The organism is Citrobacter freundii complex sp. 2025EL-00176 (genome assembly GCF_053309355.1).
The window spans coordinates 113,516-128,500 of sequence record NZ_JBRYHT010000008.1 but is presented as its reverse complement, the minus strand read 5'-3'; the positions used below and the strand labels follow the sequence as shown (position 1 = coordinate 128,500).

At 54.1% G+C, this 14,985-nt stretch carries 10 protein-coding genes; 3 read left to right on the top strand and 7 right to left on the bottom strand.

Features of this window, described 5'->3' with window-relative positions; all coding sequences use genetic code 11:
* Positions 1–9: 9 nt before the first annotated feature.
* Positions 10–2,715 (bottom strand): HTH-type transcriptional regulator MalT, encoded by a 2,706-nt coding sequence (gene malT, locus ACVXHP_RS16365; protein ID WP_304702730.1) that lies wholly within the window; start codon positions 2,713–2,715, stop codon positions 10–12.
* A gap of 630 nt (positions 2,716–3,345) precedes the next feature.
* Here malT and malP point away from each other — a divergent pair.
* Positions 3,346–5,739, top strand: coding sequence for a maltodextrin phosphorylase (malP, locus tag ACVXHP_RS16360; protein WP_447571821.1), 2,394 nt, complete (start codon positions 3,346–3,348; stop codon positions 5,737–5,739).
* Between the two features lie 9 nt (positions 5,740–5,748).
* Complete coding sequence (gene malQ / locus ACVXHP_RS16355) at positions 5,749–7,836, top strand: 4-alpha-glucanotransferase (RefSeq protein WP_447571820.1); 2,088 nt, start codon at positions 5,749–5,751, stop codon at positions 7,834–7,836.
* A gap of 131 nt (positions 7,837–7,967) precedes the next feature.
* Here the strand turns inward: malQ and gntT are convergent, their stop codons facing one another.
* The 3 genes from gntT to gntX all read right to left on the bottom strand — a co-directional run bounded on the left by gntT (position 7,968) and on the right by gntX (position 10,978).
* The gene (gntT, locus tag ACVXHP_RS16350) at positions 7,968–9,284 is read right to left on the bottom strand and encodes a gluconate transporter (protein ID WP_003023507.1); all 1,317 of its coding nucleotides are present in this window, start codon (positions 9,282–9,284) and stop codon (positions 7,968–7,970) included.
* Between the two features lie 376 nt (positions 9,285–9,660).
* Entirely contained in the window at positions 9,661–10,236 is a 576-nt protein-coding gene (nfuA, locus tag ACVXHP_RS16345) for a Fe-S biogenesis protein NfuA (protein ID WP_003023509.1), read from the bottom strand.
* 58 nt (positions 10,237–10,294) lie between these two features.
* Positions 10,295–10,978, bottom strand: a complete 684-nt coding sequence (gene gntX, locus ACVXHP_RS16340) for a DNA utilization protein GntX (protein WP_304702733.1) — start codon at positions 10,976–10,978, stop codon at positions 10,295–10,297.
* A 37-nt stretch (positions 10,979–11,015) separates the two neighbouring features.
* Here gntX and bioH point away from each other — a divergent pair, with 37 nt between their 5' ends.
* Entirely contained in the window at positions 11,016–11,795 is a 780-nt protein-coding gene (gene bioH / locus ACVXHP_RS16335) for a pimeloyl-ACP methyl ester esterase BioH (protein ID WP_447571819.1), read from the top strand.
* Positions 11,796–11,884: 89 nt separating this feature from the next.
* Here bioH and feoC read toward each other — a convergent pair whose 3' ends face one another.
* From feoC to feoA, 3 genes are read right to left on the bottom strand one after another with little or no spacing between them, the layout of a single operon-like run.
* On the bottom strand, positions 11,885–12,121 hold the full coding sequence (gene feoC, locus ACVXHP_RS16330) for a [Fe-S]-dependent transcriptional repressor FeoC (protein ID WP_038634895.1): 237 nt from the start codon (positions 12,119–12,121) through the stop codon (positions 11,885–11,887).
* An 11-nt stretch (positions 12,122–12,132) separates the two neighbouring features.
* A complete protein-coding gene (gene feoB / locus ACVXHP_RS16325) occupies positions 12,133–14,451 on the bottom strand; it encodes a Fe(2+) transporter permease subunit FeoB (RefSeq protein WP_137361517.1) in 2,319 nt (772 codons plus the stop codon).
* A gap of 18 nt (positions 14,452–14,469) precedes the next feature.
* A complete protein-coding gene (gene feoA, locus ACVXHP_RS16320) occupies positions 14,470–14,697 on the bottom strand; it encodes a ferrous iron transporter A (protein ID WP_003023519.1) in 228 nt (75 codons plus the stop codon).
* Between the last annotated feature and the right edge of the window lie 288 nt (positions 14,698–14,985).

Sequence of the window (14,985 nt, the reverse complement as noted above, 5' to 3'; positions counted from 1 at the left end):
AGGCATGAACTACACTCCATAGCCCATCATCTTCAGCAGTTTTTGCGCATGCTGCACCGCATCCTGGCGGTGGGCGACGCCGAGCTTTTGGTACAAATTGCGGATGTGCGTCTTAATGGTCGTGGCCGCCACGGCCAGCTCACCGGCGATCTGCTCGTTGCTGTAGCCTGAATAAATCAGTCCCAGAACCTGCCATTCGCGCTGGGTCAGCGGGCTGGTGCGGATAAGCTCCGGCACTTCCGGATGGGTAAGCAGACGTTCAACGAATCCTTCATCAAAGTGGGCGAATTTGTGGCGGTGGTGCTGGTTAATCTCACGCAAAATGCGCTGGGCGCGGTGCTGATCAAGTTCCGGCAGGGTATTGAGCTGAATCAGTTGGCGCAACTGCTGCGCCATCGCCTCACCTTCGATAACAAAGTGGCTGATAAATCCGGTGCGGTTGGCCAGTTGCAGCGCTTCAAGTAAGACGCGCTGCGCGTCATTTTTGCGTCCTGCCTGCCAGTACAGCTGATTAAGCAGCAGCAGGTTACGGTTCAGATCGCTCATCAGGCGCAGATTACGCGCATTTTCATTTAACTCTTCCAGCACTATTTCCGCCGGTTCAAACTCACCCAGCAGGATCTGCGCGCGAGCGATGTTGCGCCACTGACTTTGCAGGAAGTGGTTATTGGCGAACTCCGGCTTCGGCGTGTGGCGCAGCCAGTTAGCGGCTGATTTTTTATCGCCCACCATTTGCCAGTAAATCACCCGCACTTTATCGGCGTTTGAGATCCAGTCGCTGTGATAGCGACCGTTGCCCAATAAGTTTTCCAGACGGTTGAGCAGGCTACGTGCGTTGTCCAAATCGCCGCGTGCCAGCGAGCACTGAATCAGCAGCGCCAGGCACTGTAGCTGTTGCTGTGGCTGGAATGTGGAAAGCAACTCAATGCCCGCGCGGGCAGACGCTTCAGCTTCGTCCAGACGTGCCCATGCCCACAGTAACTGGGCGCGGATACGTACCAGGAACTCATGCATTGGCAGCTGTTCCAGGTGCTGCTCTTTGATCAACTGGAACGCCTTTTCCTGCGTCTCCCAGGCGGCCTGCAAAAAGCCCTGGGCAAATAAAATTTCGCTTTGCTGGATCAGACTCCACAGCGCGTAATGCCAGACGTCATGATGGCGCGCCATTTGCTCGGTTTGCTGCATCAACGCCAGTGAACGCGTGAGATCGCCCTTACAATGCAGGACTTCACCATGCACCGAGGTGGCGACGATACGGCTATAGAACCAGGCGATGGGTAATTCATCCAGCGCCAGTTTTGCCAGACGTTCTGCTTCGTCAGGGTTACCGTCGTTAATCGCTACCTGCGCACGCAGCGCGTTAAATTCAGCGTGCAGCGTCGGTTCCATGTCGCCTTTCATTTCTTGTTCCGCACGGGCCAGCAGGGTATTAACCTCGCTGTAGCGGTGCTGGCTTTGCATCAGCCAGGCTTGCAGCAGAACCAGACGCGGATTTTCCAGCAGGCTTTCCCACGGCAGGGCTTTCAGCGACTCTTCCAGTAGCGCCAGTTCGCTGTGGTTAAACAGGCCCCACGCATGGTTAAGCAGGATATCGCGCAGCATATGGGCGTCGCCTGCCGCCAGCGCGTGGTGGATAGCTTCGCTAGGGAAACCCTGCGCCATCCAGCTTTCTGCGGCGGCGCGGTGAATTTCAGGCAGCTCGCTCGCCAGTTCCCACTGGCAACGCTGGCGTAAAAAGCTGCCAAACAGCGGGTGATAGCTGAACCACTCGCCGACGTCATCCATCCGCTGCAGAAATAACCCCTGGCGCTCAATTTCCTCAAGTCGCATTTGCCCGTTTTCTTCGCCGGTGACCCGAACGATCAGCGCATCGTTCATCGAACGCAGGATGGCGCTTTTTAGCAGAAAGTGACGGGTGCTGAGGTCAACGCTATCCAGCACTTCATCTACCAGGTAGTCGGATAAATGGCTGGCGTTGATTCCGGCGAGGCGTCGTGCCGACTGGTGCGCAGAGTTATTGTTCTGGCGGGCGGAAAGTGCAATCAGTTGCAACGCTGTGGCCCAGCCAGCAACGTCATCGCACATCCGGCTGCTTTCAGCCGCTTCAATAGGGGAGGATAAACGACGATCGAAAAACTGTTTCGCTTCCTGATGGTTAAAGGCCAGCTGTTGGCTGCCTATTTCCAGCAACTGATCGCGCACCCGCAGGTTGGCAATGCCCAACTGCGGCAGATTACGCGACAGCACGACCAGTGTGAGATTTTCAGGCTGGTGACGCAGGAAAAAGCGCATGGCCTCGTGAATGGCCGGATTGGAGATCAGGTGATAATCATCCACCACCAGGTAGAGCGGGCGATGCCATTCGGCCAGTTCAATAAATAGCTGCGCAAACAGTGAAGTCAGGCTGGCATACTGACGTTTTTGCACCAGCGCTTCGCTGGTGGTGCAATGCCCACCGGTCGCCTGTTGGATCGCGGCAATCAGATAGCTGGCAAAGCGCTCCTGTTGGTTATCACCTTCATCCAGAGAGTACCAGCCTAACTCGTTCTTCCCCGCCGCCCATTGTGAAACAAGCGTTGTTTTTCCATAACCAGCAGGACTTGTGATCAGGGCGAGCCTGAAATTGTTCGCGCCGGAAAGTTTAGCCAACAGGCGCTCACGAACCACCGTATGGTCGAGACGAACCGGACGACTTAATTTAGACGGAATCAACATAAGTTAGTCACTTCACTGTGTGAAAATGGGGAAGAATGATTTTTTTTGCGCTTCGTAATTAATAGATATAAGGTCGGCCAGATTGGTATTTTATGCAAGCTAAGCGGGCTTTTTGTGTGTCTGATTTTGCACTATGTCACAAATCCATACATCTATTGCAATAATTTCTTTAAAGAGTCGCAACAGGCGTGGTGACTGGATCCAGCGTGACTTTCACCCAGCGGAAGGATTCCATTTTTTTATGTTGTTACTGTAACGTTTAATAAAAAGACGATGAGTTTTGTGCTCGACTTAAAACTTTCATGTGAAAGAACTCAAGCAGAATACGTATTTCAGGTGAGAAACTATTTCTCTGTTTACATATTTTTTCTAAATATCATCTTACTGTTTGATATTGTCTGGCTAATATTTTTAGGTTAATGCGAAAACCGTTATGCATTTCAGGGAGGTATGTGGGGAACCTGCGTATTGATCAGCAATGACTCTCTTCTTTAAGTGGCGGCGATCACACTTTGATGCTCATCCCCGCTCCTCCTCCCTCCCTAATCCGTGCCAGGATGAGGAAGGTCAACAACGAGCCTGGCAAACTAGCGATAACGTTGTTTTATTACCTAAGGACCTGGAATCCCTATGTCACAGCCAACCTTCAACAAAGATCAATTTCAGGCTGCCCTGACGCGTCAGTGGCAGCGTTTCGGTTTACTGTCGGCTCACGAAATGACGTCGCGCCAGTGGTGGCAGGCAGTGAGTGGGGCGTTGGCTGAGTTACTCAGCGCCCAGCCTGCGGTGAAACCGGCAAAAAATCAGCGCCATGTTAACTACATCTCGATGGAGTTTTTGATTGGTCGTCTGACCGGCAACAACTTACTCAATCTGGGCTGGTATCAGGCGGTAAGCGATGAGCTGAAAGCACACGACGTCAACCTGACTGACCTGCTGGAGGAAGAGATCGATCCGGCGTTAGGTAACGGTGGATTGGGGCGTCTGGCGGCCTGCTTCCTGGATTCGATGGCGACGGTCGGCCAGTCGGCGACGGGCTATGGTCTCAACTACCAGTACGGGCTGTTCCGCCAGTCTTTTGCCGACGGTCAGCAGATGGAAGCCCCGGACGACTGGCATCGCGGTAGCTATCCGTGGTTCCGTCACAACGCGGCGTTGGACGTGCAGGTAGGTATTGGCGGTAAAGTCACCAAAGAGGGGCACTGGGAGCCAGGGTTTACCATCACTGGCCAGGCCTGGGATCTGCCGGTTCTGGGCTACCGTAACGGTGTGGCGCAACCGCTGCGCCTGTGGCAGGCCAGCCACGCGCATCCGTTTAACCTGACCAAATTTAATGACGGCGATTTCCTGCGCGCTGAGCAGCAGGGTATCGACGCCGAAAAACTGACCAAAGTGCTGTACCCGAACGACAACCACACCGCGGGTAAAAAGCTGCGCCTGATGCAGCAGTACTTTCAGTGCGCCTGCTCCGTAGCCGACATTTTGCGCCGCCATCATCTGGCAGGGCGTAAACTGCATGAGCTGGCCGATTTCGAAGTGATTCAGCTTAACGATACTCACCCGACTATCGCCATCCCTGAGCTGCTGCGTGTGCTGATTGATGAGCACCAGATGAGCTGGGACGATGCGTGGGCCATTACCAGCAAAACCTTTGCGTACACCAACCACACCCTGATGCCAGAGGCGCTGGAGTGCTGGGATGAGAAGCTGGTGAAAGCGCTACTGCCGCGCCATATGCAAATCATCAAAGAGATTAACGACCGCTTTAAGAAACTGGTCGATAAAACCTGGCCGGGTGACGCTGAAGTATGGGCGAAACTGGCGGTGGTGCATAATAAGCAGGTGCGTATGGCCAATATGTGCGTGGTCAGCGGTTTTGCGGTTAACGGCGTGGCGGCGTTGCACTCCGATCTGGTGGTGAAAGATCTGTTCCCGGAATATCACCAACTCTGGCCCAACAAATTCCATAACGTCACCAACGGGATTACCCCGCGTCGCTGGATCAAACAGTGCAACCCGGCGCTTGCCGCACTGCTGGATAAATCGCTGAAAAAAGAGTGGGCCAACGACCTCGACCAGTTGATTAACCTGGAAAAATACGCCGACGACGCGAAGTTCCGTCAGACTTATCGTGACATTAAGCTGGCGAATAAAAAGCGCCTGGCAGAATTTGTGAAGGTGCGGACAGGTATTGAGATCAACCCGCAGGCAATCTTTGATATTCAGATCAAACGCCTGCATGAGTACAAGCGTCAGCATCTGAACTTGCTGCATATTCTGGCGCTGTACAAAGAAATTCGTGAGAACCCGCGGGCCGATCGCGTACCGCGCGTCTTCCTGTTTGGCGCGAAAGCGGCTCCGGGTTATTACCTGGCGAAAAACATTATCTTCGCTATCAACAAGGTGGCGAAAACCATCAATAACGACCCGAAAGTTGGCGACAAGCTGAAAGTCGTCTTCCTGCCGGATTATTGTGTCTCGGCGGCGGAAATGCTGATTCCGGCGGCGGATATCTCTGAGCAGATCTCAACCGCCGGGAAAGAAGCTTCCGGCACCGGTAACATGAAACTGGCGCTCAACGGCGCGTTAACCGTCGGTACGCTGGATGGTGCAAACGTCGAAATCGCCGAGAAGGTGGGCGACGAGAATATCTTTATCTTTGGTCATACCGTGGAAGAGGTGAAAGCGCTGAAAGCGAAAGGCTATGACCCGGTGAAATGGCGTAAGAAAGATAAGGTGCTGGATGCGGTTCTGAAAGAATTGGAAAGCGGCAAATTCAGCGACGGCGACAAACATGCCTTTGACCAGATGCTGCACAGTATTGGCAAGCAGGGCGGTGATCCGTATCTGGTTATGGCGGACTTCGCGGCCTACGTTGAAGCCCAGAAGCAGGTTGACGTGTTGTACCGTGACCAGGAAGCCTGGACCCGGGCGGCGATTCTGAATACCGCGCGTTGCGGCATGTTCAGTTCGGATCGCTCCATTCGCGATTATCAGGCTCGTATCTGGCAGGCGAAACGTTAAGGAATCGCGATGGAAAGCAAACGTCTGGATAATGCCGCGTTGGCGGCGGGGATCAGTCCTCATTACATTAATGCCCACGGTAAACCGCAGTCTATTGGCACCGAAACCAAGCGGCGTTTGCTGGAAGCCATGCATCGCACCACCGCCGCCACCAAGGTGGCGGTGACCCCGGTGCCGAACGTCATGGTTTATACCGCGGGTAAAAAAATGCCGTTGGCGGTTGAGGGAAGTGGAGAGTTTAACTGGTTGCTAACCACCGAAGAGGGCGTACAGCACAAAGGGCATGTCTTCGGCGGTAAATCTTTCAACCTTCCGGCGAAGCTGCCGGAGGGGTATCACACGCTTACCCTGACTCAGGGGGAGCTGCGCACGCATTGCCGCATCATTGTGGCGCCGAAACGCTGTTATGAACCACAGGCGTTGTTGGCCGGGCAGAAACTGTGGGGGACATGCGTTCAGCTTTACACCCTACGTTCAGAAAAAAACTGGGGGATTGGCGACTTTGGCGATCTCCGCGCCATGTTAGTGGATGTGGCGCAGCGCGGCGGCGCGTTTATCGGTTTGAATCCGATTCATGCGCTGTATCCGGCGAACCCGGAGAGCGCCAGCCCGTACAGCCCGTCGTCACGTCGCTGGCTGAATATTATTTATATTGATGTCAACGCAGTAGAGGATTTCCACCACAGTAAAGAGGCGCAGGCCTGGTGGCAGAAGCCGGCGACTCAGCAAGCTTTACAACGCGCGCGCGACGCCGTATGGGTGGATTACTCCGCCGTTACCGCGCTGAAAATGACCGCGCTACGAATGGCGTGGAAAAGCTTCTCTGCGCGCGATGATGAGCAAATGGCGGCATTTCGCCAGTTTGTGGCTCAGGAAGGCGATAGCCTGTACTGGCAGGCAGCATTTGACGCTCTGCATGCGCATCAGGTTAAAGAGGACGCCTTGCGCTGGGGCTGGCCGGTGTGGCCAGAGGCTTTCCAGTCGGTGGACTCGCCAGAGGTTAAACGGTTCTGCGAAGCGCATCGTGATGACGTGGACTTCTACCTGTGGCTTCAGTGGCTGGCATATACTCAGTTCGCTGACTGCTGGAAAACCAGCCAGGGTTTTGCGATGCCTATCGGGCTGTATCGCGACCTGGCGGTTGGCGTAGCAGAAGGGGGGGCGGAAACCTGGTGTGACCGTGAGCTGTACTGCCTGAAAGCCTCGGTTGGCGCGCCGCCGGATATTCTCGGTCCGCTGGGGCAAAACTGGGGGCTGCCGCCGATGGATCCGCACATCATCACGGCACGCGCTTACGAACCGTTTATCGAGCTGCTGCGCGCCAATATGCAGAACTGCGGCGCGTTGCGTATCGACCACGTTATGTCGATGCTGCGTCTGTGGTGGATCCCCTACGGTGAAACGGCCGATCAGGGTGCCTACGTGCATTATCCGGTCGACGATCTGCTTTCTATTCTGGCGCTGGAAAGTAAACGTCATCACTGCATGGTGATTGGTGAAGATTTGGGTACTGTGCCGGTGGAGATCGTCAGCAAGCTGCGCGATAGCGGCGTGTACTCCTACAAAGTGCTTTATTTTGAGAATGACCATGAGAAAAACTTCCGTGCGCCGAAAGCGTACCCGGAACAATCAATGGCAGTCGCGGCGACGCATGACCTTCCTACGCTTAAAGGTTATTGGGATAGCGGCGATCTGACGCTGGGTAAAGCGCTGGGGCTGTATCCGGATGAAGTCGTACTGCGTGGCTTGTATCAGGACAGAGAACTGGCCAAACAGGGGCTGCTGGACGCGCTGCACAAATATGGCTGTCTGCCAAAACGAGCCGGTCACAAGGCCTCACTGATGTCGATGACGCCGATTCTGAATCGTGGCATGCAACGCTACATCGCTGACAGCAACAGTGCGCTGCTGGGCCTGCAACCGGAGGACTGGTTAGGAATGGCGGATCCGGTCAACATCCCGGGGACCAGCGACCAGTACAAAAACTGGCGGCGTAAGCTCACCACCACGCTGGAGCAGATGTTTGCCGATGACGGGGTGAACAAGCTGATTAAGGATTTGGATAAGCGCCGAAAAGCCGCTGCGAAGAAGAAGTAATAAAGCCGGGGTTGTCCCCGGCTTTTTTATGGTGAGAGCACGTAGGCCTGATAAGCGCAGCGCCATCAGGCAATTCTGACGCACATTGCCTGATGGCGGCTTTGCCTTATCCGGCCTACAAGCTGTCCCGCTTAAACCACCATACCCAGTAGCAGACAACCCACCAGACCGCAGACGGAGATAATGGTCTCCAGCATTGACCATGACTTGATGGTCTCACCGATAGTCAGGTTGAAGTACTCCTTGAACAGCCAGAAGCCAGGATCGTTCACGTGGGAGAAAATGACGGAACCGGAACCGACTGCAATAACCATCAGCTCAGGGCTTACGCCGGTGGTTGCAATCAGCGGCGCTACAATCCCACCTGCGGTGATCGCTGCAACGGTCGCGGAACCCAGCGCGATACGCAGTACCGCAGCGATAGACCATGCCATCAGCAGCGGAGAAACGTTCGAACCGTGCATCATTGAAGCGATGTATTTGTCCACGCCGCTATCAACCAGTACCTGTTTGAAGGCACCGCCACCACCGATGATTAACAGCATCATCGCGATGATTTTGATTGAGGACACCAGCGTGTCGTTAATCTGATCCATCGAACGTCCACGGTTCAGACCAAAAGTGAACATCGCAATCAGCACCGCGATAAGCGTAGCCATGACCGGGTCGCCAAGGAATTCTGCCACCGTCAGGAAAGCATGACCTTTTGGCAGAATCATCTCCGCGACGGCGCGCATCGCCATCAGGATAACCGGAACCAGAGAGGTCCAGACGCTGACGCCAAAGCCTGGCATCTCTTCTTCAGTGAAGGTTTTCGCGCTGTACAAACCTTCCGGGATTGGCTTATCGATGCCTTTCAGGAAGCGTGCGTACACCGGACCGGCGAGAATCACAGTCGGGATGGCCAGAATCGTACCAAACAGCAGGGTTTTGCCCATATCTGCGTGGAAAATGGTGGCGATAGCAGTCGGACCCGGGTGAGGCGGCAGGAAGCCATGCGTGACGGACAGCGCGGCAGCCATCGGTACGCCGACGTACAGCAGCGGGATATTTGCGGCTGCGGCAATCGTGAACACCAGCGGCAGCATCAGTACGAAGCCGACTTCGTAGAACAGGGCGAAACCGACGGTGAAACCGGTTAATACCACCGCCCACTGAATGTGTTTTTTGCCGAATTTAGCAATCAGCGTGGTAGCGATGCGCTGTGCGCCACCGCAGTCCGCCAGCATTTTGCCCAGCATGGCGCCAAAACCCATAATCAGGGCGAGGCTGCCAAGGGTTCCGCCGACGCCGGCTTTAATCGAACCGATGACTTTATCCAGTGGCATCCCTTGCATCAATCCGACAGCAAGCGCCACCAGGACGAGAGCGATGAAGCCGTTCATTTTGAAACGGATCATCAGGAGGAGTAACAAGATTACACCGATAGCAACGATGACTAATGGCATGATTTACCTGGCCTTTACTTTGTTATGGGTAACGTCAGTGTTTAGATGACAAATTCCGATTGTCCCGACCGGGAACAGAGTATTTACAGCACCAATGCTGATTACCTTCAAAACTAATCAGTTTAGCTGGCTATTATGAGTGTGTTAGGTGCTGATAATAATGATACGGGTAACATACGGCGCTTGAAAATCACCTGGGCAGGCAAAATTTAAATTATGAGAGGCGGGTCAAATTATAGAGGGGATTGTTGCAGTGCTTAGGTGGAGAAATGAGGGCTGTAGGCCGGATAACGCGTTGACGCTGCCATCCGGCATCAATGCCCGATAGCGAGCGGATGCGTCTTATCGGGCCTACGGCAACTCTACAGCCTGGGGCTTAGTAGTAAGAGTGTTCGCCGCGTTGGTGTTCGGTTAAATCGCGAACCCCTTTCAGTTCAGGGAATTCAGCCAGCAGCTGTTTCTCGATACCTTCTTTCAGCGTTACATCTACCATTGAACAGCCGTTACAGCCGCCGCCAAATTGCAGAATGGCGTAGCCTTCATCGGTGATCTCCATCAGAGAGACGCGGCCACCATGGCCTGCCAGCTGTGGATTGATCTGCGATTGCAGCATGTACTCTACGCGTTCCATCAGCGGCGCATCATCGGCAACTTTACGCATTTTGGCGTTTGGCGCTTTCAGCGTCAGCTGGGAACCTAGCTGGTCGGTAACGAAATCGATTTCTGCATCTTCCAGATACGGTGCGCTCAGTTCATCAACATATGCGGTCAGCAGGTCAAATTTAATGGCGGTGTCGGTTGCTTCCACGGCGTCGGGCGGGCAATAAGAAACGCCGCATTCAGCGTTAGGCGTGCCGGGATTAATCACAAATACGCGAATTTGTGTCCCTTCTTCCTGATTTGCCAGCAGTTTGGCAAAGTGCGCTTGTGCAGCATCGGAAATATGGATCATAGTAATGGCCTAATAGTTGACTATTTTACTTGGTTATAATACGCCCATCATCGAGGCTCTACAAGGTTCGACACAGGCACCATACCTGGACAGTCGCCGCGCCGTTGCGTAAAAGCAGCTGCGCGATTTCCGCGACGGTACTTCCGGTAGTGACGACATCATCCACAATAACCATATGGAGTCCCTGCACCGGCAATTCAAGGCGAAAGGCATTTTTCAGGTTACGTTTGCGTAATCTGGCGCTGAGAGAGTGTTGTGTGGCGGTGGCCCGAACCCGTGTAATGGCCTGCCTGTCCCAGTCGCAGCCAAGCCAGCGCGCCAAAGGGCGACACAGTAAATCACTCTGATTAAATCCTCTGCGCCAGTGTCGGCGTTGCCAGAGCGGGACGCTAACGATCCTGTCCGGCAGAGGAAGACCGCTGACGCGTCGGGCCTGTAACACCTCCAGTAACAGCAGGCGTGCAAGTGCACTGGCCATTTCGCTGCGGCGTGAAAACTTAAACTGGTGGATAAGTCCGCTCAGCGGAGGAATATAGTCGCTGACAGCGATCAGACGCTGCCACGGCGGCGGTTTTTGCAGGCAACGACCGCAAGGAAGCGAAGAATGTGCGGCAGGTAGTCCGCATTGAGGACACCGGCTGAGATGTTGACGCGTTGCCCGCGAGCAAACCGAACAGATCCCCCAGTGCCCCAACGTCAACGGCATTCGGCATAGCCAGCATAAACCTGGTACTGTTAGCATAGAGACATCCTTGTTAGCTAAAAGAGAACAGTAACTGATGAATGACATCTGGTGGCAGACCCAGGGTTCGGGAAATTGCCATCTTGTGCTGCTGCACGGATGGGGACTGAATGCGGAAGTATGGCATTGCATAAGTGAGGAACTGAGCTCGCATTTCACGCTGCACCTTGTCGACTTGCCGGGATTTGGTCGCAGTCAGGGTTTCGGCGCAATGTCGCTGGAAGAGATGGCTGAGCGGGTATTAAGACAGGCGCCGAAGAAGGCTATCTGGCTCGGCTGGAGTCTGGGCGGTCTGGTGGCAAGTCAGGTCGCATTGACCCATCCTGAGCGCGTTCAGGCGCTGGTGACCGTCGCGTCTTCTCCTTGCTTTAGCGCGCGCGATGAATGGCCGGGCATTAAGCCGGAAGTGCTGGCAGGCTTCCAACAGCAGTTGAGCGAAGATTTCCAGCGTACGGTGGAACGTTTTCTGGCGCTACAAACGATGGGCACGGAAACCGCGCGTCAGGATGCGCGAGCGCTGAAGAAAACGGTGCTGGCTTTACCCATGCCGGACGTCGCGGTGCTTAATGGCGGGCTGGAGATCCTGAAAACGGTCGATCTGCGTGAGCCGTTATGCTCTGTGGATATGCCTTTCCTGCGGATGTACGGTTATCTTGATGGTTTGGTTCCGCGCAAAGTCGTCCCGATGCTTGATACGCAATGGCCACTGAGCGAATCTTTAGTGTTTGCCAAAGCCGCACATGCGCCGTTTATCTCACATCCTGGGGAGTTCTGCGCAGCGCTGGTGGCGTTAAAACAGAAACTGAATTGTTTCTAAAGTAACGCGTATCTGCATAAACGAATTATCCGGCCTGGACGTTTGCATCATTTGTAGGCCGGATTAGCGTAGCGCTATCCGGCATAGAACTAGCGCAAAGCCCACCACTCGCGCAGGCAGGCTTTACCTTCCGGGCAACTCTTGCAGCTTCCGGACAGACACCCATCGGCATCTTCCTGAATCCGTACCGCTTTGCCCATCTTTTCTAACTGATTCAGCATGGCGTCAATCATTGGCTGCGGGGTATGCAGCGTGTGGCTAATTTGCTTTGCCTCCATACGCCCCCGCAGCGCCAGTAAATCACGAACCTGAATAAGCGATGCCATTGTTGACAACCTTAGTGGCAATCGCCAGTGGTACTGGAACAGCAGGAGCTAGCCGTTCTGTTGGTTGACAGCAGTGAGAGATCCACCCGGCTGCGGGCACGGCGTAGCAGACCCAGCAATACGATGTTAAACAGAATGACGGCTAAGATGCACACCAGACTGTAAGTCGGATGCTCTTTGTAGCTGACGGTCTGATAAAACAGCGTTGACAGTGAATAAGCGATGTTCAGGCCCCACAGGATCGAGAAGCCCATCCAGCCACGGCTAGATTCACGTGCGATAGCCCCCATCACTGAAATGCACGGGACATACAGCAGAACGAAAATCAGGTAGCTGTACGCGGCGGCGGCGCTGCCAAATTTTTCGCCCATCACGCCCATTGCGCCTGTAGCCATCTCGCCGTCGCCTTTGCTGGCTTCGATAGGGTTGGCCAGAACGCTCAGGCTGAAGGTGTCTTTCAGGCTTTGCCAGGTTTCATCCACCGCACTGAACAGCTCGTCACCGAGGTGGAAATCTGCCGGATTGAACTCTTCTTCCTGAATATTTTCTGCGGTGTAAAGCGTGTTCAGCGTACCGACAACCACCTCTTTTGCCATCGCACCGGTGAACAGACCTACGGTTGCCTGCCAGTTATCTTCGTGAACGCCGATCGGCTTGAAGACGGGGGTGATGACGCGGCTGACGGAAGCCAGAGCAGAGTCGTTGATGTTATCGACGATTTTCCCGCTCAGCGAGAAGCTGTTAAACGCGCTGAGGAAAATACTGACGATGATAATGACTTTACCGGCACGCAGCACGAAGCCTTTCAGACGTTGCCAGGTCTGAATAATCAGGCTCTTGATGTGCGGCACATGGTACACTGGCAGCTCCATCACGAACGGCGTTGCTTCGCCACGCATGATGGTGTGTTTGAGCATCAGACCGGTCAGCACCGCCATGATGATACCCAGTACGTACAACGAGAAGACCGCTAGCGCACCGTTCTGACCAAAGAAAGCCGCGGCAAAGACGGCGAAAATCGCCAGGCGTGCGCCGCAGGACATAAACGGTGCCATCATGATGGTCATCAGACGTTCACGTGGGGCATCCAGCGTACGGGCGCCCATCACCGACGGTACGTTGCAGCCAAAGCCGACGATCAGCGGGACAAACGATTTACCCGGCAGTCCCAGCGCCTGCATCAGACGGTCCATTACAAACGCAGCGCGCGCCATGTAACCGGAGTCTTCAAGGAAGGAGAGGAACAGGTACATCATGCCGATTTGCGGCACCAACGGCAGCACGGTGTTGATCCCGCCGCCAAGTCCTTGCGCCAGGAAGATGGTCAGCCAATCCGGGAAGTGCAGCGTATAGCCAATCCATTGAATACCATGAATAAAGAGCGCCACGGAACCCACATCGAATAACGGCTGCAGCGCGCCGCCAATGTTAATGGCGAGCAGGAACATCAGGTACATCACGAACAGGAAAATCGGCAGCCCGAGGAAGCGGTTGAGGACAATTTTATCCACCGCGGTGGTGAAACGGCTTGGTTCTGCCGTCAGGGTATTACTGACGGTATCGCAGATTGCGGCGATGCATTGGTAACGCGCATCGGCGATATGCAGCGCCGGATCGTCCATTGTTTCGCTCAGGCGCGCAATAGCGGCATCGAGGTTTTGCGCGGCGTCACCGGCGTAGGCACGGCTGTAGATATCGCCTTCCAGCATTTGCAGGCCCAGCCAGCGGCGCTGTTTAAGCGGCATGTCTTTGGCCATCGCGTCAGCGAGGGAATCTGCTTCCTGCAGCAGCGGCTGGGCATAATGCACCAGTTCGACGGTGTCGTTTTCCTTGTAGCGATCGATCGCCAGCTTCAGCGCTTCAATGCCGCGGGCGCGGGTGGAGACCAGCGGAACCACCGGGCAGCCAAGACGGGCGGAGAGGGCGTCGATATCGATACGGATTTGCTGTTTCTCAGCAATATCCAGCATGTTCAGGGCAACGATGCAGGGAATACCCAGCTCAAGCAGTTGCAACGTCAGGTAGAGGTTGCGCTCAAGGTTTGAGGCATCGACCACGTTGATCAACAGATCCGCGTCGCCGCTTAAAATGTAATGACAGGCGATTTGCTCATCGAGAGAGGTCTGCGATGAGATTGTCGTCAGTGAATAGGTACCGGGTAAATCGACCAGCGTGACCTGATGGTCCGTTGTGGCGAAATGACCTTCTTTACGTTCAACGGTAACGCCAGCCCAGTTGCCTACACGCTGACGCGCGCCGGTGAGCTGGTTGAATAAGGTTGTCTTGCCGGAATTAGGATTACCAATTAAACCAATGGTTAGTTTTTTCATTTTTATAGACTCACTGTATTAACAGGAAACCGCTTCCACTTCTAATAACGCCAAATCCTTTTTACGCAATACCAGACTTACGCGACGCGTTTCAATATGGATGGGATCGCCGAGCGGGGCGACGCGAACCACGTTGAAGGATGAGCCGGGCAGCATGCCAAGTGACAACAGTTTCTGACGATAAGCCGGGCTGATTTCACGAGCAAAACCGGTAATTTTCCACGCACTGTCAGGAGTGAATTGCATAGGGACCTACTTATATCTCGCTAACTGGATGATTACCTCATGGGGCGGCAGGGCGGCATGAGACCAGATGATTAGCCAACGTAAGGAAAGAGTAAATAATCAACAAAACAATGATAATGAGAATGGTTTCTATCATCAATAGAATAAATGTGACGGAATGTACAATTAGATAATAATTTGAGCCAATTTTGATATTTCTCAACATTTATTCTGGTTGGTGACGAATGATTCGCGGTAGCAATTATTGAAATCTTTAATGTTTAATTAAGGTTTCATCTGTTAATGAAG